This window comes from Streptomyces sp. SCSIO 75703 (genome assembly GCF_036607905.1).
Taxonomy (GTDB): Bacteria; Actinomycetota; Actinomycetes; order Streptomycetales; family Streptomycetaceae; genus Streptomyces.
On record NZ_CP144555.1, the window covers coordinates 6296391 to 6320635 of the forward strand.

The 24245-nt window shown below is 75.8% G+C and carries 8 protein-coding genes (1 of these 8 only partly in view); 7 read left to right on the top strand and 1 reads right to left on the bottom strand.

Annotated features, from left to right (window positions below):
* From VM636_RS27780 to VM636_RS27810, 7 genes are all read left to right on the top strand, one after another.
* Positions 1-6098, top strand: the 3' portion of a protein-coding gene (locus VM636_RS27780; protein WP_053913131.1) for an SDR family NAD(P)-dependent oxidoreductase. 7330 nt of this gene lie to the left of the window's left edge; 6098 of the gene's 13428 nt are visible here — the last part of the coding sequence; its start codon lies off the left edge, out of view; it ends in the stop codon at positions 6096-6098.
* Entirely contained in the window at positions 6095-17707 is an 11613-nt protein-coding gene (locus tag VM636_RS27785; RefSeq protein ID WP_053913130.1) for an SDR family NAD(P)-dependent oxidoreductase, read from the top strand. The genes VM636_RS27780 and VM636_RS27785 overlap by 4 nt, the downstream gene beginning before the upstream one ends.
* A gap of 95 nt (positions 17708-17802) precedes the next feature.
* Entirely contained in the window at positions 17803-18654 is an 852-nt protein-coding gene (locus VM636_RS27790) for an ABC transporter ATP-binding protein (RefSeq protein ID WP_053913129.1), read from the top strand.
* Positions 18651-19400: an ABC transporter permease gene (locus VM636_RS27795; protein WP_030417536.1), complete on the top strand. Its 750-nt coding sequence runs from the start codon at positions 18651-18653 to the stop codon at positions 19398-19400. The genes VM636_RS27790 and VM636_RS27795 overlap by 4 nt, the downstream gene beginning before the upstream one ends.
* Positions 19397-20104 (top strand): hypothetical protein, encoded by a 708-nt coding sequence (locus VM636_RS27800; protein WP_030417535.1) that lies wholly within the window; start codon positions 19397-19399, stop codon positions 20102-20104. The genes VM636_RS27795 and VM636_RS27800 overlap by 4 nt, the downstream gene beginning before the upstream one ends.
* Before the next feature lie 64 nt (positions 20105-20168).
* Entirely contained in the window at positions 20169-21758 is a 1590-nt protein-coding gene (locus VM636_RS27805; RefSeq protein ID WP_053913128.1) for an acyl-CoA carboxylase subunit beta, read from the top strand.
* Between the two features lie 13 nt (positions 21759-21771).
* On the top strand, positions 21772-21963 hold the full coding sequence (locus VM636_RS27810; protein WP_030423020.1) for an acyl-CoA carboxylase subunit epsilon: 192 nt from the start codon (positions 21772-21774) through the stop codon (positions 21961-21963).
* A 31-nt stretch (positions 21964-21994) separates the two neighbouring features.
* On the opposite strand, the gene VM636_RS27815 is transcribed toward VM636_RS27810, so the two are convergent.
* Positions 21995-24223: a PI-PLC domain-containing protein gene (locus tag VM636_RS27815; protein ID WP_053913127.1), complete on the bottom strand. Its 2229-nt coding sequence runs from the start codon at positions 24221-24223 to the stop codon at positions 21995-21997.
* Positions 24224-24245: the final 22 nt, after the last annotated feature.

Below are 24245 nucleotides of genomic sequence, written 5' to 3' on the forward strand. Positions count from 1 at the left end.
CCGGCTCCCGGGCACCCGCGCCGACTCCGCCTCCCACGCCGACTCCGAGTCCCGCCTCGGTCGCGGTTCCGGCCGCGGCCCCGGCCCCGGTCCCGGTTCAGGTGAGTGTGACCGTGCCGGCGGCGGAGCGCCTGGCGCCCGCCGAGGGGCCGGACCCCGCGTCCGTGCGCGCCGTGGTGGCCGGGGCGATGGCGACCGTGCTGGAGGTGCCCGCCGAGGAGTTCCAGCCCGACGTGCCGCACTCCGACTTCGGCGTCGACTCCGTGCTCGCCGTGGAGATCGTCGAGCGGATCAACCGGGAACTGGACACCGACCTCCGCCCCACCGACTTCTTCAACTACCCGACCCTGCGCAAGCTGGCGGAGCACGTGGGGGAGAAGACCGGTACCGGCCGGACCGCCGGCGACCGCGGGCCGGGCGGCCCCCACCCCGACGGGGCCCCCGCCGCACCGCGACCGACGGCACCTCCCCCCGCACCCGCACCCGCACCCGCTCCCGCACCCGAGCCGGCACGCGCCGCGCTCCGGTCGGCCCCGCGGGCCCCGGACGACCGGCCCGTCCCGGCCCCCACAGCGGCCCCGGCGGGCCCCGCCGGTCCGCACGACGTCGCCGTCATCGGCATGTCCGGCCGCTTCGCCGACGCCGCCGACCTGGACGAGCTGTGGGCCAACCTGGCCGCCGGGCGCGACTCCGTCCGCGAGATCCCGCCGCACCGCTGGGACGTCGGCGCGCACTGGGACCCCGACCCGGCGGCACCCGGCAAGACCTACGGCAAGTGGGGGTCGGTACTCGACGGCATCGACCGCTTCGACCCCGACTTCTTCGGCATCTCGCCGCGTGAGGCCCGGCTGATGGACCCCCAGCAGCGGCTGTTCCTGATGGAGGCGTGGCGGGCGATCGAGGACGCCGGGTACGGCGAGCGGACGCTCGACGGACTGGAGTGCCCGGTCTTCGTCGGCACGTCGATGGGCGACTACCACCACCTGCTCCGCCAGCGGGGCGTGCCCGTCGAGGGCTACACCTTCATGGGCACCCACCCCGCGGTGCTGTCCTCGCGGCTCTCGTACCACCTGAACCTCAAGGGCGCGAGCCTCGCGGTGGACACCTCGTGCTCCTCCTCCCTCATGGCGGTCCACCTGGCCTGTGAGGCGATCCGGGAGGGCCGGGGCGAACTCGCCCTGGCCGGCGGTGTGGCCGCCCTGGTCACCCCCGAACTGCACGTCCTGGCCAGCAAGGCGGGGATGCTCTCGCCGCGCGGACGCTGCCGCCCCTTCGACGACGGCGCCGACGGTTTCGTACCCGGCGAGGGCGTCGGCGTGGTGCTGCTCAAGCGGCTGGACAGCGCCCTGCGCGACGGCGACCACGTCCACGGCGTCATCGCCGCCACCGGGGCCAACCAGGACGGCCGGACCAGCGGCATCACGGCGCCCAGCGCCCCCGCGCAGAGCGCGCTGCTGACCTCCGTCTACGAGCGGTTCGGCATCGACCCCGACCGGATCGGCTACGTGGAGTGCCACGGCACCGGCACGCGGCTCGGCGACCCCATCGAGATCGAGGCGCTCACGGAGGCGTTCCGGGCCTTCACCGCGCGCCGGGGCTTCTGCGCGGTCGGCTCCGTCAAGTCCAACCTCGGCCACACCCTCACCGCCTCCGGTGTGGCGGGCCTGCTCAAGGCCCTGTTGTCCGTGAAACACGGCAGGCTCGCGCCGACCGCGCACTTCCGGACGCCGAACCGGCACATCCCCTTCGAGGAGAGCCCGTTCTACGTCAGCGACGCGCTGCGCGACTGGCCGGCCGAGCCGGGCTCGCCCCGGTACGCGGCGGTGAGCTCCTTCGGGTTCAGCGGCACCAATGTGCACGTGGTGGTGCGGGAGGCACCGCCGGGTCCGCCGCGTCCGGCGGAGGAGCCGGGCCGGCCCCGGCTGGTCCCGGTGTCCGCCAAGAGCGGCCCGGCGCTGGAGGCCCGGCTGTCGGACCTGTCCGCGTGGCTGGAACGGCACGGCCGGGACCACGAATGGCGCGACATCGCGCACACCCTCGCCGTGGGGCGGTCCGCCTTCCCGGTGCGGGCGGCCTTCGTCGCCCGGGGCGCGGACGACCTGCGCGGGCGGATCGAGGCGTGGCGGCGCGCGGGCGGCCCGGCGCCCACCCTCCCGGGCGCGGGCCGGATCGCCGAACTGGAACGGCTGGCCGAGGAGTTCGTGAACGGCGGCAGCGTCGACCGGGAGCGGGCCGCAGACGGGGACCACGGCCGCCGGATCCCGCTGCCCACGTACCCCTTCGCCCAGGAGAGCTACTGGGTCCCCGCCGCTCCCGCCCCTTCCCCCACGTCCCGGCCCGGGGGGCCCGCCCCCGGGCCGGCCGCCCCGGAGCCCGTCGCCGGGGAGAAGGTCTTCTCCCACACCCTGGCGCCCGGACAGTCCCTCGTCCGCGACCACGCGGTCGCCGGCAAGCCGTTGCTGCCCGCCGCGGGACACCTGGCCCTGCTGCACCGGGCGGTCCTGGACCTGCTGGGGGACGTGCCGGTCACCGTGACCCGCGCGGTCTGGCTGCGCCCCTTCCACGTCACCCGGGAACTGACCGCCGAGGTGTGCCTCACGGCCGGCGACGACGGCGGATACGCCTTCGAGGTACGCGGCCCGGACGACGACGGCACCCCGCGCACCTTCAGCCGGGGCGGACTGCGGACCGGCGCCGGCCCCGACGACCGCACCGACCTGGACGCCGTACGGGCCCGCTGCACCGCCACGGCGTCGGTGGCGGAGCACTACGCCCGCTTCGACCGCGTGGGCGTCCGGTACGGACCGCGCTTCCGCACCGTCACCGGCATCCGCGCCGGGGACCGGGAGGGCCTGGTCGCCCTGGCCCACGAGGAGAGCGGCCCGGGGCTGCCCGCCGGGGTGCTGGACGGGGCGGTCCAGGCGGTCGCCGCGATCCAGCCGGAAGGGGAGGGGCGGCGTCCGCTGGTGCCGTTCTCCATGGCGGCGGTACGCCTGCTGCGGCCCGTCCCGGCGGCCTGCTGGGCCCACGTGCGGCAGACCGGCGAGCAGGAGTGCGACGTCACCGTGGTCGACGCCGCGGGCCGCCCCTGTGTCAGCGTCGAGGGGCTGTCCTACCGGGAGTTGCGGGACCCCGCCCCGCTGCGCCTCCTGGAACCGGTCTGGCGCGAGGCGGCCCCCGGCGAGGCGCCGCGCGCCGTGCCCGCCCGGTGCGTGTGGGTGGTCGCGCCGCCCCGGGACCACGGTCTCGCCGACCGCCTCGCCGCCCACCACCGCGACGCCGACGTACGCGTCCTGCGCCTCGACCGGGACGGCGCGTGGGCCACGGCGACCGCCGGCCTCCCCGCCCCCGAACGGGTCTACTTCCTCGGAGCCCTCGGCACGGACGCCGACGACACCACCTCGCCCGAGGGCCTGGAGGACGCCCTGGACCTGGGCATCCGCTCCCTGGTCCGCCTGGTCAGGGCGCTGCTGCGGGACGGCCGCGGCGACCGGCCGCTCGACCTGATCGCGGTGACCGCCGACGGCCACGCCCCGGCCGACGGCCACGTCGCCGCCGCCGCGGACCGGCCCCGGCCCGCGGCGGCGGCCCTGTTCGGGCTGTGCCGCTCGCTCGCCAAGGAACACCCCGGCTGGCGGGTCGGCTGCGTCGACACCGCCCGCCGCGAACTGACCGGACCGCGCGCCGACTCGGTCGCCCGCGCCGTCGCCGGGGACCCCGGTCATCCGGACGGCGACGAGAGCGTCCTGCGGGACGGACGGCGGCTGCGCCGGGCCCTGCGGGCCACCGGCGCCGCCCCGCCCGGGGCACCCCCGTTCCGCACCGGCGGCACCTACCTGATCCTCGGCGGCGCCGGAGGCATCGGCGCGGTCACCGCCCGGCACCTCGCCCGCCGGGCCGGGGCGAACGTCGCCCTGCTCGGCCGGCGCCCCGCCACACCCGAGGTCGAGGAGGAACTGCGGGCCGTCGAGGCGGCCGGCGGACAGGCCCTGTACGTGCGGGCCGACGCGACCGACGCCGGCTCCCTGGCGGCGGCCGTCGACACGGTGAAGCGCCGGTTCGGGCCCGTCCACGGCGCCTTCCACTCCGCGCTCGTCCTCGCCGACGCGCGCCTCGCCGACATGGCGGACGACACGTTCGAGGCGGTGCTCGCGCCGAAGACGCGGGGCTCGCTGCTGCTCGCCGAGGCCCTGCGCGAGGAACCGCTGGACTTCCTGGTGCTGTACTCCTCGGCGCAGTCCTTCAGCGGCAACGCCGGTCAGTCCCACTACGCCGCCGCCTCCGCCTTCCAGGACGCCTTCGGCGCGGCGCTCGCGGCCGGGGGCCGTCCGGTGCACGTCGTCAACTGGGGGTACTGGGGCGAGGTCGGGGTGGTGGCCAAGGCGGGCTACCGGCGCCGCATGCGGGCCCTCGGCGTCCACTCCGTCTCCCCCGACGAGGGCATGCGCGCCCTGGAGACGGTCCTCGCCCACCGGCTCGTCCAGGCCCTGCCGATCAAGGCGGAGCAACGCGTCCTGGACCGGCTCGGCGTCGTACCGGAGGAACACGCCGAGACGCCCGGCGCCGCCGCGGAGCCCGACGGCGTCCGCCTCCGGGACGCGCACGACGCGCTGGACGCCCTCGGCGCCCGGATGGCGCTGCGGGCCCTGCGCGAACTGGGTGCCTTCCGCCGTCCCGGCGAACCCTGGCCGTCCGCCGGGGAACTGGGCATCGTGCCCGCCCACCACCGGCTGGCCGGCGCCGTGCTGGACATCCTGGTCGCCGCCGGATACGCGGAACGCGACGGCGGCCGGATCCGGGCGACGGACGCCGTGAGCGGCCTCGCGGACCGCGATCTGCCGTCCGAGGCACGCGACCTGGCCGCGCGGTACCCGGAGGTCGCCGCCCACGTCGACCTCCTGGTGGCCTGCGCGGCGGAGTACCCGCGGCTGCTGACCGGGAGGCTCGACCCCACGGAGGTGATGTTCCCGGGCTCCTCCACCCGGCTCGTCGAGAACGTGTACCGGGGCGACCCCCTCGCCGGCGGCGCCAACGCGACCGCCGCACGCGAGGTGGCCGCACACGTCGCGGCCCGCCGGCGCCCCGTGCGGGTCCTGGAGGTCGGCGCCGGCACGGGCGGCACCTCCGGTTCCGTGCTGCGCGCCCTGAGCCCGTACGCCGACCGCGTCGAGTACGTCTACACCGACGTCTCCGGCGGCTTCCTCCGCCACGGCCGGAAGGAGTTCGCCGCGCGGTACCCCTTCGTCGCCTTCCGCCGCCTGGACATCGAGCTGCCGCCCACCGGACAGGGCCTCGACGAGGGCGGGTACGACGTCGTCGTGGCGGCGAACGTCCTGCACGCCACCCGCGACCTCGGCCGCACCCTCGCCCACGTGCGGCGCCTCCTCGCCGACGACGGGCGGCTGGTCCTCTGCGAGGCGACCGCCTCCACGGCGTTCACCACCCTCACCTTCGGGCTCCTGGAGGGCTGGTGGCGGTTCGAGGACCCGGACCGGCGGATCCCCGCCTCCCCGCTCGCCGACCCGCCGTCCTGGCGGGCCCTGCTGACGGAGAGCGGATTCGCCCGGACCACCGTGCTCGACGCCGTGCCCGGGGCGCCGCGCGACCTCGGACTGAGCGTGCTCGTCGCCGACGTCCGGGCCGCACCGGACCCGGCGGCGCCGCCCCGGCCCCGCTCCGGGACACCCGTCCCGCACCCGGCGGAGAACCCGCCCGACCCATCCCGGCACGGGACGGACCTCGCCGGGACCCGGCGCCGGCTGGCCGACCACATCGCCGCCACCCTGGGCCGGTCCGAGGCCGACCTCGACCCGGAGCGGCCGTTCACCGAGTACGGCGTGGACTCGATCATCCTCGTCGAGCTGGTGAACACCCTCAACACCGCACTCGGCACCGACCTCGGCACCACCGCCCTCTTCGACCACCCGACGCTGAACGCGCTCGCCGAGCACGTGCACGCCGGGCACGCCGCCGCCCCGCCCGGCGCGGACGGGGCCGGACCGGAGCGGGCCACGGACGTCGAGGACATGCTGCGGCGGCTCGCCGCGGGCGAACTGACCGTCGCAGAGGCCTACACGAACCTCGGGGGACCCGCATGAACAGCGCCGTGAAGAGGGTGCTCGAACTCGTCGAGACCCGGCAGATCTCCCCGGAGGAGGGCCGGCGCCGCCTGACGGCCCTGGGCACCGCCGGGGACCGGCCCGCCGCCGGGGAAGCCGGGGACCGCCCCCGGCCGGACGGCCGGGCCGCCGCCCCGCCGGCGTCGGAGGGCCCGCCCTCCGACGGGAGGATCGCCGTCATCGGCCTCTCCGCCCGCTACGCCGACGCCCCCTCGGCCGAGGCGTTGTGGCGCCTGCTCGCGGCGGGGGAGTGCGCCGTCCGCGAGGTGCCGCCGGACCGCTGGCCGGCCGGGCGGTACTACGACCCCGATCCGCGCGCCCCCGGCAAGACGCCCTCGCGGTGGGGCGCGTTCATCGAGGACGCCGCCGCCTTCGACCCGCTCTTCTTCCACCTCTCCGGCCACGAGGCCGAACGCATGGACCCCCAGCAACGGCTCTTCCTGGAGGGCTGCTGGACCGCCCTGGAGAACGCGGGCCACGCGGGCGACTCCCTCGCGGGCACCCGCTGCGGGGTCTTCGCCGGCGCCCCGGCCAGCGACTACCCCCGCGAGGAGCAGCGCTCCGGGCCGGAGGCGGACGCGCAGGTCCTGCTCGGCAACGACACCTCCCTGCTGGCCGCCCGCATCTCCTACCTGCTCGACCTGCGCGGCCCCAGCGTGGCCCTCAACACCGCCTGCTCCTCCTCCCTGGTCGCCATCGACCTGGCCTGCGAGGCCATCCGGGCCGGCCGCTGCGACACGGCACTGGCCGGCGGCGTGTGCCTGTTCGTCGGCCCCGGCTTCTACCTGTCCGCCGGGAAGGGCGGCATGCTCTCGCCCCGGGGCCGCTGCAGCGCCTTCGACCGGGACGCCGACGGCTTCGTCCCCGGCGAGGGCTGCGGCGTCGTCCTCCTCAAGGCGCTGGACGCCGCCCTGCGCGACGGCGACCACATCCACGGCGTGATCCTCGGCTCGGCCGTCAACCAGGACGGCAAGTCCAACGGCATCACCGCGCCCCGCGCCCGCGCCCAGACCGACGTCCAGCTCCAGGCGTACGCGCGGGCCGGCGTCAGCCCCCGCACCCTGTCCCTGGTGGAGGCGCACGGCACGGGCACCGCCCTCGGCGACCCGATCGAGATCGAGGCGCTGACCCGGTCCTTCGCGCGGTACACCGACGAACGGCAGTTCTGCGCCATCGGATCGGTCAAGACCAACCTGGGCCACACCGGGCAGGCGGCGGGCGTGGCCGGGCTGATCAAGTGTCTGCTGGCCTTCGCCCACGAGGAGATCCCGCCGACGCTGCACTACTCCGTCCCCAACGACCGCATCGACTTCGCGGCCACCCCCTTCCGGCCGGTCACCGCGCCGTCGCCGTGGCCCCGGCGCGCGGGCGTGCCCCGGCGGGCCGCGGTGAGTTCCTTCGGCTACAGCGGCACCAACGCCCACCTGGTGGTCGAGGAACCCCCGGCCGCCGCCCCCGCCCCCGAGGAGGGCGACCGGCCCCGGCTCTTCCTCGTCTCCGCCAAGACCGGGCGGGCGCTGCGCCGCCGCCTGGCGGACCTGGAGACGTGGCTCGGCGCGGCGGGGGAGCCGCCCCGGCTCGGCGACATCGCGTTCACCCTGCACGACGGACGCAGGCACCTCGACGCCCGTGCCGCCCTGGTGGCCGCCACCGCGGAGGGGCTGCGCCGGGCGATCCGGGACCGGCTCGACGCCCCCGGCGGCGACCGGCCGCCGGCCGCCCGCCCGAACGGCGCCGAGGAGGCCCGGCTGCGGGAAGCCCTCCGCGGGCACCTCGCGGACGCGGCCCACGACGACACCGCCCACCCGCGCGCCCTGGAGACCGCCGCGGCCCTGTACGAGCGCGGCGGCGCCCTGCCCACTGCGCTGCTCCATCCCGACGGCGGACGTCGCGTCCCCCTGCCTCCGTACCCCTTCGAACGGGACCGGTACTGGCATGCCGCGACGGCCGCCCCGACGGCCCCCGTCGCCCAGAGCGCCGAACCCGCCCCTGCCGGGCGGGGCACGGCCCCCGGCTGGCAGCGGCTGCCCTCGCCGGACGGCGGGACGCTGTTCCGGTTCCTTCCGCGCCCCGCCGACCCGCTCCTCGCCGACCACGTCATCGACGGCCGGCCCGTCGTCGCGGGCATGGTCACCCTGGACCTCGTCCGCGCCGCCGCCGCGCGGGCGGGCCTCGGCCCGACGCGGCGGATCAGCCGCGTCGTCTGGCACCGCCCCCTCGTCCCCGCCGAGGACGGGGTGCTGATCGGGCTCACCCCGGACGAGGACGGCACCGTCCGCTTCACCGTGGGGACCACCGCCGGCGACCCCGCCGCCACCGGCCGGCTCGACCCCGCCGGGGCCGCCCCGGCCGGCCCGGTCCTCGACCTGCCCGCGGTCCGCGCCCGCTGCGCCACGGTCCTCGGACACGAGGAGTGCTACGCCCGCTTCGCGCGGCTCGGCTTCGCCTACGGGCCCGCCTTCCGCGTCGTCCGCGAACTGCGGTCCGCCCCCGACGAGGTGCTCGCCCGTCTCCGCCTGCCCGCGGGGCACGACGCCCCCGCAGAGCCGGACGGGCCGCGGCCCACGCTGCTCGACGGCGCGCTCCAGGCCCTCGTCGCCCTCGGCCACGACGACGACCGCGTCCGCCGCGTCCCCTGCGCGCTGCGCGCCCTGACGGTGCACGGCCCGCTCGGGGACGCCTGCCACGCCCACCTCGTACGCCGCGGCGACGGCGTGCTGGACGTCCGCATCGCCGACGACACGGGCACGGTCCTGGTGACCTTGGAGGGCCTGGAGGTCCTCGCGGCCGGCGGGGGGACGGTCCCGGCGGGCGTCACGCCGTGCACGACCGGATGGCGGGAGACGGAACCGCCCGCCCCGTCCGGCGGGCCGCTGCTCGTCCTCGACACCGACCGGAGGGCCGCCGACCGGCTGCGGGAGCGGAACCCCGGCGGCACCGTCGTCCTGGCCACCCCCGGCGACGCCTTCCGGCGGGTGACCGCGGAGTGGTACGAGATCCGGCCCGGCTCCGCGGAGGACCACGGCCGCCTCCTCGCCGCGCTGCCCGGCACGGCCCGCCCGCCCCGCGTCCTGGTCCTGTGGGCGGCACGCTCCGGCCGGGAAACCGACCGGACCCTCGGTTTCGACGCGCTGCTGGCGCTGTCCCGGGCCCTGTGCGCCCGGCCGCTGCCCGGCCCCGTCGGCGTCCGCGTGGCCCGTCCCGCCGGCCGTGCGGGAACGCGGCCCGGCCTCGCCGCGCTGGGCGCCTTCGCCCGCACGGCCCGGCTGGAGAACCCCGACCTGTGCGTCCAGACCGTCGGCCTGCCCGCCGGCCCCGACGACGGGAGCCTGCCCGACGCCGCCTGGACGGCCCTGCTCGGCGAGCCGTCGCCCGGCGAGCCGACGGAGATCCGGATCACCGCCGACGGCACCGTCGAGCGGCGGGTGCTGGAGGCGGTCCCGGACCTGCCGCAGAGCCCCGGCCCGCCGGTCCGCCCCGGACACACGTGGGTGATCACCGGCGGGACCGGACACCTCGGCCTCGCCCTGACGGCCCGTCTCGCCGCCCTCGGCGTCCGGACCGTGCTCATCAGCCGCTCCGCGCCCGGCCCCGAGGTCCGCGAGACGCTGCGCGCGCTGCGCGAGGGCGGCGCCGAGGTCGTCCACGAACGCGCCGACGTCGCCGACCGGGCCGCCCTGGACCGGGCGATGCGGGAGATCCGGCGCCGCTTCGGCCCGCTGCACGGCGTCGTCCACGCGGCGGGCGCCGTCCGCGACGCGCTCCTGGTGCGCAAGACCCCGCAGGAGGCGCGCGAGGTCCTCGCGGCCAAGTGCGACGGGGCGGTGTGGCTGGACGACCTCACCCGCGACGATCCGCTGGAGTTCCTGGTCCTGTTCTCCTCCGTGGTCGCCGCCGTCGGCAACCCCGGTCAGAGCGACTACGCCTACGCCAACGGCTTCCTCGACGCGTTCGCCGGCACCCGCGAGGCGGAACGCGCCGCGGGCCGGCGGCACGGCCGGACCCTGTCGATCGCCTGGCCGGCCTGGAGCGGCGGAGGCATGGCCGGCCCGCTCGCCACCGACGACGCCCTCGGTGTCGCGGAGGGTGTGGCGGCCTTCGAACGGGCCCTCGCGTTCCCCGGCACCTACCTCGTCCTGCTCCCCCCGTCCGCCGCCGGTGCCCTGACGGACCGCCCCGGCCGCCCCACCCCGGCCGACGCGCCCGCCACGGCCGACGGCGCGAACGCCGCGAACGCAGCGAGCACCGCGAACACCACCGCGAGCACCGCGGACGCCGCGGACACGGGGGGCGGCGAGCACGCCGGTCTGCGTCGGCTCGCCGTCGGCCTGCTGACCGACGTCCTCGCCGAGGAACTGCGCGTCCCCGCCGAACGCATCGACCCCGGGGCACCGTTCGAGCACTACGGCATCGACTCGGTCATGGTGATGAGCCTCTCGGAGCGGCTGGAACGCACCTTCGGGCCGCTGCCCAAGACCCTGTTCTTCCAGTACGCCGACCTCGCCGGGATCGCCGGCCACCTCGTCCGCCGCCACCGCTCCGCGCTGGAGGCCAGGCTCCCCCGAGCCGACGCCACCCCCGTCCCCGACACCACCCCCGTCCCCGAGGCGATCCCCGCCTCCGCGTCCGCGACCACCCGTGCCTCCGCCTCCGCCTCCGCCTCCGCCTCGGCCCCGGTGCCGGCCGCCGGGCCGGTGTCGCGGGACGCGGCCGACGGCGACGGAGACGGGGGCATCGCCGTGATCGGCCTCGCCGGCCGCTACCCGGGGGCCGGCGACCTGGAGGAGTTCTGGCGGAACCTCGTCGGGGGACGCGACTGCGTCACCACCATCCCCGAGGACCGCTGGCCCCTGGACGGCTTCTACGACCCGGAGGGCGGCCCCGGCCGCAGCTACGGCAAATGGGGCGGATTCCTCGACGGGATCGACCGGTTCGACCCGCTGTTCTTCGGCATCGCCCCGCGCGACGCCGACATGATGGACCCCCAGGAGCGCGTTTTCCTGGAGACCGTCTGGCACGCCCTGGAGGACTCCGGCCGCACCCGCGCCGACCTGCGCCGGGGCACGACTGGCGTCTTCGTCGGCGTGATGTACGGCGACTACCAGCGGTACGGGCCCGCCCCGGACGGCCGCATGGGCGTCTCGTCCTACGCCTCCATCGCCAACCGGGTGTCGTACTTCTTCGACTTCCGCGGGCCCAGCATGGCCCTGGACACCATGTGCTCCTCCTCGCTCACCGCGCTCCACCTGGCCTGCGAGAGCCTGCGCCGGGGCGAGTGCGACACGGCCGTCGCCGGCGGGGTCAACCTCAGCACCCACCCCGACAAGTACCGGCAGCTCAGCCTCGCCCGGTTCCTGTCCACCGACGGCCGCTGCCGCAGCTTCGGCGCCGGCGGCGACGGCTACGTGCCCGGCGAGGGCGCCGGGGCGCTGCTGCTCAAGCCGCTGGCGGCGGCACGGGCGGACGGCGACACCGTGCACGCGGTGATCCGGGGCAGCGCCGTCAACCACGGCGGGCGCACCAACGGCTACACCGTCCCCGGCACCCGCGCCCAGAGCGCGGCGATCCGCGAGGCGCTGCGCCGGGCGCGGGTGCGTCCCGGGGACGTCGGCTACGTCGAGGCGCACGGCACCGGCACCGCCCTCGGCGACCCCATCGAAGTGGCCGCCCTCACCGAGGTGTTCGGCACCCCGGAGGCCACCCCGGGCGCCGCGCCGGAGGCCACCCCGGACGCCGTGCCGGGCGCCGTGCCGGGCGCCGTGCCGGCCGAGCCGCCGGCCGGCCCCGACGACCCGTCCCGCATCCCGATCGGCTCGGTGAAGTCGGGTATCGGCCACCTGGAGTCGGCGGCCGGTGTCGCCGCGGTGACCAAGGTGATCCTCCAGATGCGGCACCGGACGCTGGTGCCGTCCCTGCACGCCGAGGACCTCAATCCCCACGCCGCACTGGACTCCTCGCCCTTCCGGGTGCAGCGCGGCCCCGCCGCCTGGGCGCCGCGCGGCACGGACCGGCCCCGCCTGATCGCGGGCGTCAGCTCCTTCGGCGCCGGCGGCTCCAACGCCCACGTGATCCTGGAGGCGCCCGAGCCGGACACCCCGGCGGGGGAGGACGACGACAGGGACGGCCGGCAGATCGTGGTGGTCTCCGCGAAGACCTCGGACCGGCTGGCCGAGCTGGCCGCCCGGCTCGCCGGACGGCTGGAGGGGTGGGTCGCGCGGGACGCCCTGCCCGAGCGGCTGCGCGGGTACCTGCTGACGCGGCTCGCGGAGCTGCTCGGGCTGCGCCCCGGGGACCTGGGGGAGGACGACGATCTGGCCGACTGCGGCTTCGACGGGGTGACGCGGGCCCGGCTGGGCGCCGCCGTGGCCGAGGAGTGCGGTCTGCCCGGCGACGAACTGCCCGCCTCCGCGCACACCGTAAGCGACCTCGTCCGACACCTGATGTGTCATCAGGAAAGGGCCCTGCGCGCATACTTCGCGGCGCCCGCCGGGTCGGCTCCGCCGGGCCCGGCCCCCCGGCTCGCCGATGTCGCGCACACCCTCCAGACCGGCCGGGAGGCGATGGACGAGCGCCTCGCCGTCGTCGCGGACGACCTCCGGGAGGCCGTCCGGGGGCTCAGGGCCTACGCCGAGGGCCGCACCGGCGCCCCCGGTGTCTTCACCGGCAGCGTGACCGACGGCCCCGACGCGCCGGCCCCCGACGCGCACGGCGGAGACGGCCCCGAGGCGCGGGCGGCGCGGTGGGTGCGCGGCGCCCCCGTCGACTGGCGGGCCCCGCACACCGGCCGCCCCCGCCGCACCGTCCCCCTGGTCGGCTACCCCTTCGCCCGGGAACGCCACTGGCTCGACACCGCGCCGCCCCCGGCGACCGCACCCGCATCCGCACCCCCCGCGCCGGACGACCCGGAGGCCACCATGGACAGCACGGCGGACACCGCACACCGGCCCCCGGCCACCGAGGACCTGCGCGCCCGGCTGGAGCGGACCCTGACCGAGTTCGCCGGCGAGGCCATCGGACTCGACCCGGCCCGCGTCAACCGGCGCACCCCGCTCGGCGACTACGGCTTCGAGTCGGTCTCCCTCAAGGCGCTGGCCGACCGCATCTCCACCCGGCTCGGGGTCGCCTTCTCACCCACCCTGTTCTACGAGCGGCGCGGCATCGCCGGGGCCGTGGACTGGCTCGTCGAGGAGCACGGCGACCGCCTCGCCGCCGCGCGCGCCCAGGCCACCACCGGCCCCGCGCAGCCCGTCACCGCCCCCGCGAAGTCGTCCACCGGCCCCGCCGGCCCCGCCGGCCTCGTCACGGCCCCGGCGAACACCCGCACGACCGCCCCCGCACGGCCCGCCACCGGCGCCCCGGCAGACGGCACCCCCGCTCCCGTCGCCGTGATCGGCATGAGCGGGCGCTTCCCCGGCTCCCGCGACCTCGACCGCTACTGGGACAACCTCTACCACCGGCGGGACCTGATCACGGAGGTCCCCGCCGACCGGTGGGACTGGCGGGCCCTGGACAGCGAGGAACTGCCGCCCGAGCGGCGCACCCCGTACCGCTGGGGCGGCTTCGTGGAGGGCGCGGACACCTTCGACCCGCTGTTCTTCGGCATCTCCCCGGCCGAGGCCGAGATGATGGACCCCCAGCAGCGCATGCTGCTCCAGACGGTGTGGTCCGCCGTCGAGGACGCCGGGTACCGGCCCTCCGCGCTGGCCGGACGCCCGGTCGGCCTCTTCTCCGGCATCCAGTTCAGCGACTACCAGCACCTCATGCACGAGGCCGGCGTCATGAGCGCCCAGTCCGGCCTGGGCAACGAGCACTCCATCTCGGTGAACCGGATCTCGTACCTGCTCGACCTGCGCGGGCCGAGCGAGCCCGTCAACACCGCCTGCTCCAGTTCCCTGGTCGCCGTGCACCGGGCCGTGCGCTCCCTGCGCCAGGGCGAATGCGAACTCGCCGTCGCGGGCGGCATCTCGCTCAACCTCTCCCCGCACTCCACCGTGGCGGCGGGCATGATGGGCCTGCTCTCCCCGGACGGCCGGTGCAAGACGCTGGACGCCGCCGCCAACGGCTACGTCAAGGGCGAGGGCGTCGGCATGCTGGTCCTCAAGCCCCTCGACCGGGCCCTCGCCGACGGCGACCAGGTGCACGCCGTCATCCGCGGCACCGCCGTCAACCACGGCGGACGCGCCGCCTCCCTCACCGCCCCCAACGCCGAGGCACAGGCGGCCCTGCTGTGCGCCGCGGCCCGCGAGGCCGACGCCGGCCCGGAGACCATCGGCTACCTCGAACTCCACGGCACCGGCACCGAACTGGGCGACCCCGTCGAGGTCAACGGCATCAAGCTCGCCTTCCGCCGGCTCGCCCGGGAACGCGGCACGGAACTGCCCGCCGCCCCCTACTGCGGCATCGGCTCGGTGAAGACCAACATCGGGCACCTGGAGCCGGCCTCCGGAATCGCCGGGCTGATGAAGGTCATCCTGGCGCTGCGGCACCGCGCGCTGCCCGGCATGGCCCACCTCGACGAGGTCAACCCGTACGTGGACCTGGCCGGCAGCCCGTTCCGCATCGTCGACGGCACCGTCCCCTGGGAACCCCTCACCGGGCCCGACGGAGGGCGGCTGCCGCTGCGGGCCGGGGTCAGCTCCTTCGGCTTCGGCGGGGTCAACTCCCACGTCCTCGTCGAGGAACCGCCGGCCCGGCCGCCCCGCGCGGGCGGCACCGCGGGGGGCGAGCACGTCTTCCTGCTCTCCGCGCGGGACGAGGCCGCCCTCGGCCGGGCCGTCGTCCGCCTCGTCGACCGGCTCGCCGCATGGGAGCGCGACCCCGGCTCCCGCCCCGGCGCGGACGCCGTCGCCTTCACCCTCCGCGAGGGCCGCGAGGAGATGCGGGAACGGCTCGCCGTCCTCGCCCCCTCCCTGGACGCCTTGCGCGCCCGGCTGACCGAGGTGGCCGCCGGCGACACCGGCGCCCCGGGCGTCCACCGGGGCCGCGCCCCGGATTCCGGCGACGAACCGGCCCGCCCCGCCGCCCCGCCCCCCGGCACGACGGCCGGCCCGGACCGGCTGGCCGCCGCCTGGGTGAACGGCGCCCGAGTGGACTGGACGGCGCTGCCCTCCGCGGGCGGGGCACCACGGCGGACCTCGCTGCCCGCCTACCCGTTCGAGGAGAAGCGGTACTGGTTCACCGCGCCGCCCGGCGGGCCGGCCCCGGCCGCCCTGCCCGCCGCCCGCGGCGCCGACGCCGCCGCCGCGCCGGACCCGGCGCGGGACGGGGCGGCGCTCACCGGGGAGGCGTACGTCCGCGCCGCGCTGCGGGACATCCTGCTGGAGAAGCTGAAACTGGCCGACGACGAACTCGACGAGGACCGCGACCTCAAGGACTTCGGCGTCGACTCCATGCTCAGCGCCATGATCATGCAGGTGGTGCAGGAGGTGTTCGACGTCCAGGTGCCGCTGACCGCCCTCGTCGACCACCCCACGCTGCGCTCCCTCGCCGCCTACGTCCACGAGGAGTTCTTCGCCGACCGGGAGATCGGCGGCGTCGTCGCCGGCCACGCCGCGGCGTCGGACCCGGACGCACGGCAGAACCGGCTCCCCGCCGAACTGCTCCCCATCAACATCGGCGGCGAGGGACAGCCCTCCTTCTGGGTGCACGGCGCCACCGGCTACTCCACCTGGTTCCAGAACCTCTCCCAGGCCCTCGGCCCCGACTACCCGCTCTACGCCTTCCAGGCCCGGGGCACCGACGGTTCCTCCATGCCGCAGAGCCTCGACGAGATGGTCGACCACTACGTCGACTGCGTCCGCCAGGTGCAGCCCGAGGGTCCGTACGTCCTCGGCGGCTACTCCTTCGGCGGCCTCGTCGCCATGCGCATGGCCCAGCGGCTGCACGACGAGGGCGAGGAGATCCGCCACCTCGTCATGTTCGACACCTACCCGGCCACCCAGGAGGTGTTCGACCGGCACCACGGCATGTACGACCGGGACTTCCTCCAGCTCTACCTGACCAACTACTTCCTCCGCCTGGACGAGCACCCCGAACGCGCCGTCCGCAAGGAGGACGTGGCCCACCTGCCCGCCGCGCTCCAGGTGGGCGAACTCGCCCGGCTGGCCAAGGAACGCGGCGGACGCCGCCTCGCCGCCGACGACGTCTACCGCTACCTCAAGGGCGGACTGACCTGCTCCGAGCAGGCCGAGGGCATCTACCAGGTGTACGACATGAGGGACTACACCGCCTCCGACGTGCTGTTCTTCAAGGCCACCGACGGTTTCACCGGCCGCGCCAGCGCCCTGTACTGGCAGCCCACGCGCATCCTGGACGGCTACGACTACGAGACCCCGTGGCGGGAGGTCGTCAAGGGTGACTTCCAGGTCGTCGCACTGGACAACGACCACCTCAACCAGCTCGAAGAGCCCACCCTGACCCCCGCCGCCCGGCGCATCGAGGCGCTGCTCAAGCAGCCCCCGCGGGTCGACACCGACGCCTACGCCGCCTTCCGCGAGGGCTTCGACGCGCTCACCGCCCTCGGCAACCGGCTGCTGGCCCACGTCCTCCGCGGCACCGGCGCGTTTCCCGGCGACGGCGCACCCGCCGACCGGGCCGAGCTGCGCGACCGGCTCGCCGTCCGGCCCGGCTACCGGCGGCTGTTCGACGCCTGCTGCGACATCCTCGTCCGCGAGGGCTACGCGCTGGAACGGGACGGCGGGGCCCTGACCACGACCCGCAAGATGGCCCAGGCCGTCTTCCCCGGCGGCGAGCGGGAGATCGCCGCGAAGGCCGCCGAGCTGGCCGCCGCGCACCCCTCGGTCGCCGCGTACCTGCCGCTGCTCACCACCTGCCAGGGCGCCCTGCCCGACGTGATGGCCGGCCACCGCGACGCCACGGACGTCATCTTCCCCGGGGGCTCCATGGAACTGGTCGCCGAGATCTACCGGGGCAGCGTCCAGAGCGAGTTCTACAACCGCCTGGTCGCCGACGCGGTCGAGGAGCACACGCGGCACTTCGCCCGCCGCTACCCGCGCGCCCGGCCGCAGGTCTTCGAGGTCGGCGCCGGCACCGGCGGCACCAGCGTCTTCGTCCTCGACGCCCTGCACCACCTCGGCGACCGGCTCCGCTACCACTACACGGACGTCGGCGCGGCCTTCCTGCGCGTCGCCGAGCAGCGGTTCGGGCCCGGCCGGCCGCACGTCGAGTTCGCCCCGTACGACGTCGAACGGCCCCCGGCGGCCCAGGGGTACGAACCGCGCACCATGGACGTCGTGGTGGCCGGCAACGTGCTGCACACCACCCGGGACATCGACACGACCCTGGCGCACTGCCGGGACCTGCTCAAGCCGGGCGGCATCCTGGTGGTCAACGAACTCACCCACCGGCTCGACTACAACACACTGACCTTCGGACTGACGCCCGGCTGGTGGCTGTTCGAGGACGAGGACCAGCGCGTCCAGGGATCGCCCCTGCTCGACGCCCGGGGCTGGCGGCGGGCACTGCGCCGCGCCGGGTTCGAGGAGACGGAGATCCACGGCATCGCGGGACAGGACGAGGACGATCAGGCCCAGTGCGTGATCGTCGCCAAGGCGGCACCCGCCCCGTGACCCCCCGCCGGCCCGCCCGGCGGGCCACGGGAACCGGCCCGCGCACCGGAGCGGGCCGGTTCGGCGGGCCCGGAACAGCGAAGGAAGAAGCGGTAGTGATCGAAGTCGACGGACTGTCCTACACCTATCGCGGCGGGTCGCGGCCCACCGTGCGGGACGTCTCCTTCAGGGTGGGCCCCGGCGAGGTCTTCGGGTTCCTCGGGCCGAGCGGGGCCGGCAAGAGCACCGTGCAGAAGATCCTCACCGGCCGCCTGGAGCCCTTCGAGGGCACCGTGCGCGTCCTGGGCCGGGACGTGGCCGGCCGCGGCGCCGACTACTACGAGGAGATCGGGGTCGGCTTCGAACTCCCCAACCTCTTCATGAAACTGACCGGCCGGGAGAACCTGCGCTTCTTCGCCTCCTTCTACCGCTCCACGGCGGACCTCACCGGACTGCTGGCCCGCGTCGGCCTCGACGAGCACGCCGACCGCAGGGTCGAGGACTACTCCAAGGGCATGAAGATGCGCCTGTGCTTCGTCCGCGCGCTCCTGCACGACCCGCGGGTCCTCTTCCTCGACGAGCCCACCAGCGGACTCGACCCGGTCAACGCCCGGCTGCTCAAGGACATGGTCCAGGAGCAGCGCCGGCGCGGGAAGGCGGTCTTCCTCACCACGCACAACATGCACGACGCCGAGGAACTGTGCGACCGGGTGGCGTTCTTCGTCGACGGGACCGTCCGCCGCACCGGCGCCCCCAAGGAGCTGTGCGCCCAGGACTCGCGGCGGCACGTCGTCGTCGAGTACCGGCAGGACGGCGTCCTCGCCGTCAAGGAGTTCCCGCTGGACCGGCTCGGCACCGACGAGGCGTTCCTCGACGTGCTGCGCCGGCACGAACTGGTGTCGGTGCACTCCCGGGAACGCTCCCTGGAGGACGTGTTCGTCGCCGCGACCGGACGGAAACTGACATGACCGTCCTCGACGCCCCGGTGCCGCGCGGCTCCCGCGACACGCTGCGCACCCTGGCCCGCGCGGTCGTGTGGGACCTGCGGCTCCAACTGCGCTACCAGATCGTCACCGTCGCCGTCCTGGTCACCGCCGCGTACGGGATCGGACTGCGGCTGCTCCCGGAGCAGTGGCGGGCGGACGTGACGGTGCTGCTGGTCCTCTCCGACCCCACGATGATCGGCTTCCTCTTCGTGGGCGCCCTCATGCTCTTCGAGCGGGGCGCGGGCACCCTGCACGCGGTCGCGGTGACCCCGCTCACCCCGGCGCTGTACGTGGGCGCCAAGGCGCTGTCGCTGACGGCGGTGTCGGTGGTGTGCGCGCTCACCATGACGGTCACGGCGCACGGCACCGGATTCCGGCCGGTGCCGCTGCTCACGGCGGTCGTCCTGACCTCGGCGCTCTTCGTCTGCGTCGGCGTCGCGGCCGTGGTGCGGGTGCGGTCGCTCAACGAGTACCTGCTGATCGTGCCGGTCTTCCTGGTGCCGCTGTACCTGCCGCTGCTCGGCTTCCTCGGCATCGGCGGTCGCGCGGCGTACCACGTCCTGCCCACCCAGGCGTCCCTGCTCCTCATCGAACGCTCGCTCGCCCCCCGTCCGCTGTGGGAGGTCTTCTACGCCGTGGGACTCCTCGCGGTCGCGGGCGCCGCCGCGTTCGTGTGGGCCGTGCGCTCCTTCGACGCGCGGGTACGGGGCCGGGTGGGGGCGGCGTGAGGACGGCGAGGGTCATCTGGGCGAACGACCTGCGGAGCGTGGTCCGCGACCGGACGGTGGGCGGGCTGCTCGTCGTCCCGCTGGTCTTCCTGGTCCTGCTGCGGGCCGGGGTGCCGCTGCTGGAACGCCGCTGGCCCGCGGTGGGCGGCCACCACGCCGAGCTGCTGGGCCTCTTCTGTGTGATCGTCGGCATGTTCCCGGCGTTCATGACGGCGCTGCTGATGGTGGACGAACGGGACCAGGGACTCGTGTCGGCGTTCCGGGTGCTGCCGCTCTCCCCGGCCCGGTTCCTCGGCGCCCGCCTGGCGATGGCGGGCCTGCTGGGCCTGCTGTACCCGCTGCTGCTCCTGTCCGCCTCCGGCCTCGGCGGGTACGGCGCGGGCCGGGCGCTGGTGCTCGCGGCGCTGTGCGCGGCGGGCGGGGCCGCGGCGCTGCTGGTCGCGGTCTCCCTCGCCAAGAACAAGATCGAGTGCCTCACCGCCTTCAAGGCGCTCTTCGTGCTGGCCGCGATCGGCGTCACGGGCGCGCTCGGCGACTTCTCCGGCGTCAACGCACTGCCCGGCGTCCTGCCCGCCTACTGGGTCTTCGGAGCGTTCGCCGCGGGCGGCACGGGCGCGTTCCTGAGCGCCTCCGCGGTCGCGGCGCTGCTGTACGGCATCGTCGTGGGCATCTTCCACCGGCTGTTCCGCCGGAACTTCTTCTGACCCGACGCGTGGCCGCCCGGACCGACGGGCCGGGGGCCGCCCCCATGGACGAGGAGCGCCCGACATGAGCATGGTGCAGGACAGGACCGAGGACCCGGCCCCGGCGGACACCCGGGGGAGGGCGGAGGACCTGCGCGCGGTGCGCGCGCGGGCCCTCGCCGGACCGGGCGAACGGGCGACCGAGGCACAGCACGCCCGGGGCAAGCTGACCGTGCGGGAGCGGATCGAGCTGCTGTTCGACCCCGGCTCCTTCCACGAGGTGCAGCAGCTCCGCCGGCACCGGGCGAGCGGCTTCGGTCTGGAGGCGAAGCGGCCGTACACGGACGGTGTGGTCACCGGGTGGGGCACGGTCGAGGGCCGGACGGTGTTCGTGTACGCGCACGACTTCCGGATCTTCGGCGGTGCGCTGGGCGAGGCCCACGCGACCAAGATCCACAAGATCATGGACATGGCCATCGCGGCCGGTGCTCCCCTGGTCTCCCTGAACGACGGGGCCGGTGCGCGTATCCAGGAGGGTGTCTCCGCGCTCGCCGGGTACGGCGGCATCTTCCAGCGCAACACCAGGGCGTCGGGTGTCATCCCGCAGATCAGCGTGATGCTCGGCCCGTGCGCGGGCGGGGCGGCCTACAGTCCGGCGCTGACGGACTTCGTGTTCATGGTCCGCGAGACCTCGCAGATGTTCATCACCGGCCCGGACGTCGTCAAGGCCGTCACCGGCGAGGAGATCACCCAGAACGGCCTGGGCGGCGCCGACGTGCACGCCGGGACCAGCGGCGTGTGCCACTTCGCCTACGACGACGAGGAGACGTGCCTCGCCGAGGTGCGCTACCTGCTGTCGATGCTGCCGCAGAACAACCGGGAGCACCCCCCGGTCGTGGCCTCGGACGATCCGCCCGACCGCCGCACCCCCGACCTCCTCGACCTGGTCCCCGTGGACGCCAACCGCCCGTACGACATGCACCGCGTCCTCACCGCGCTCGTCGACGACGGCGAGGTCATGGAGGTCCACGAGCACTGGGCCCGCAACGTGGTCTGCGCCCTGGCCCGCCTGGACGGCCGGGTGGTCGGCCTGGTGGCGAACCAGCCGCGGGTCCTCGCCGGGGTGCTGGACATCGAGGCGAGCGAGAAGGCGGCGCGCTTCGTCCAGATGTGCGACGCGTTCAACATCCCGATCGTCACGCTGCTGGACGTGCCCGGTTTCCTGCCGGGTGTCGACCAGGAGCACGGCGGCATCATCCGCCACGGCGCCAAGCTGCTCTACGCCTACTGCAACGCGACCGTCCCGCGGATCTCCCTCATCCTGCGCAAGGCGTACGGCGGCGCCTACATCGTCATGGACAGCCAGTCCATCGGCGCCGACCTCACCTACGCCTGGCCCACCAACGAGATCGCCGTGATGGGCGCCGAGGGCGCCGCCAACGTCATCTTCCGCCGCCAGATCGCGGGCGCCGAGGACCCCGAGGCCGTACGCGCCCGCCTGGTCGACGCCTACCGGGCCGAGCTGATGCACCCCTACCACGCGGCCGAGCGCGGCCTCGTCGACGACGTCGTCGACCCCGCCGAGACGCGCGAGGTCCTGGCCCGCTCGCTCGCCATGCTGCGCGCCAAACACGCCGACCTGCCCTTCCGCAAGCACGGCAACCCGCCCCAGTGACAAGGAGCCCCGCGTGAGCACCAGCCACCTGCGCGTCGAGAAGGGCCACGCCGGCCCCGAGGAACTCGCCGCCGTCACCGCGGTCCTGCTGGCCCGCGCCACCGCCGCCCCGGCGGACCCCGGCCCGGCCGGCGACGCCCCGCGCCCCGGCTGGGCCCGGCCCGAACGGGCCGCCGGCTTCCTCGCCCCGCACAGCTGGCACTGAGCGGTACGGCCCCGGACGCCGTACGGCGGGCTCAGCCGCCCGGGGCCGGGCGCGCGGGCGCCGCGCCCGGCCGGCCGGCGTTCCCGTGCAGCCGCTCCGTGTTGAGCTGCTGGACCGCGCCGAGCGCGTCGCCGATCGTCGCGTAGTCGACGGCGACGAAGTTCACCGGCCGGCCCCGCTCCCGCTCGCACGCGCGGGCCCGCTCCAGCACCCGGTCGCGGGAGTTGACCGTGCCCGCGTCCAGCCGCCGCCCGCCGCCCGCCGTGACGAAGTGGTTCATCAGGAAGAGCCGCTTGTCCGTGCCGCCCCGGTTCGGTACGCAGCTCATCTCCGAGGGGCTGCGGAAGGCGAACGGTGTCTCCATGCCGTACCGGTAGAAGTTCCGGTACCACGGGGCGGGGCCGTCCGCCTTCTCCGCGAAGACGACCAGCCGCCGGCCGCTGTCGATCATGTCCTTGAGCTTCGGCCACGGCTTGTCGGGGTCCGCGTCCGGCACGTAGAGCAGGTCGGCCAGCCCGGCCCGTTCGAACACGCGGCGGGTGTCCTCGCCGTCGATGCCGTCCTGCACGATCAGCGTCACGACCTCGGTCGGGTTCGCGCGCAGCCAGTCGCCCGTCTGGCGCAGCGACGCCGTCAGTTCGAGCGCCCCGGCGCCGCACACCGAGTGGCACAGCCACAGGCCCGGATGGGGCGGGTTGACCCGCTCCAGCACCCGGGTGAGCCGGTCGCGCAGCTCCGGCGAGAACTCGGAGGTGCTCAGCCGGCCGGCGACCTCCTCCGGCCGCTCCCAGCGGTGTGTGTCCAGCAGCAGGACCCGCACCCCGGCGTCGAGCTGGCCCACCATGTCCGGGTCCTGGAGGGGGCCGATGAACCGGTCCGCGGTCGTCGCCATCGCGTTGTGCGAGGCGAGCTGGGCGATCTCGTCGTACCGGGCGTCGCACAGTTCGGCGCTGCCCTGGCAGATGCGCGGCGACGGGCCGGTCAGCGCCACCGGCGCGATCATCGTGCCGAGCAGCGCGCAGGCCGAGACGGCAGCGGTCAGCAGCGGCGCGTGCCGGGGGTCGGTGAGCCGGGGCAGACTGGGCCGGGTCTGCCAGACCCAGGAGACGGTGATCAGCAGGGCGCTCGCGGCGAGCAGGATCACGGCGACGACCGTGGCCGTCGTCAGCACCCGCTGCACGGCGGCGGCCTGCACGTCGTCGAAGAGCCGGGTCGCCGCCGGCGGCCACTCGGGCGGCGGCCGGAACGGCAGCTCGCCGAGCGCCACCCGCAGCAGCAGCACGGCCAGCCCGGTCAGCACCGCCGCCGCGGCGGGCACCCAGCCCAGCGGCATCAGCCGGCGCGCGGTCGGCGGGGGAGAGGAGAACCACAGCAGGGTCAGCGCACCGGCGCAGAGCACCGCGGCGGCCGGTTCCACCACCTCCTGGAAGAGCCGGGTCACCGCGCGGGCGTGCCGCGCCTGCTCCGCCACCTCCCGGGACGCGTCGAGGTCGACGGTGAGCACCCAGGTGCCGTCGCGCGCCTCCCGCACCAGTTCCGTCACCGCCGAGCGGACCTGGTCGGTCACCGCGGCCGGCGCGACGGCGGCCAGCGCGGCGGTCACGTTGCCCCGGTCCAGCGCCGCCTGCACGGTGGGCCGCAGCTCCGCCCGCCCGTCGCGCGGCACCAGGCGCAGCAGCGCGTCCGTCGCGGCGAGGGCCTGCTCGTGCGAGAGCGGCAGGGATGGCAGTCCCTCCAGCGGCGCCTCGCCCGCCACGACCTGTGCGGCGATCTCGGAGAGCCGCTGCACGAACGCCTGGAAGTCCGGCTCGGAGCGCTGCTGGAGCGCGGCCACCGCGTCCCCGAAGTACGCCTCGCTCAGCCGTTGCACGTTGGCGACGACGGGCCCGAGGTCGACCGTCAGCCGCAGCCGGTCGCCGTCGCCCTCCAGGTACCGGACCACCTCGGCGATCTGCCGGTCGCCCATGGCCCGCAGCGTCTCCGGCGGGATCACCACCTTGAGGTTGGAGGTGACGGTGGACTGGGGCACGGGCAGCCGGTCCAGCAGTTCCTGGGTGGCCGGCGCACCGCGCGGGTCGACCAGGACCTCGTCGTAGATCCGCTGGTAGGCGCGTTCGTCCTCCAGTACCTGTCCGTAGAAGCCGGGGTCGAGCAGGGTGCTGCGCACGACCGCGGCGGCCGCCAGCACGGTCAGGCTCAGCACCGCCACGATCCAGACGAGCACCCTGACCCGCGGCGAGCGCCGAGCCAGTCCGTCCATGAACCCATTGTCCGGCCTCGGC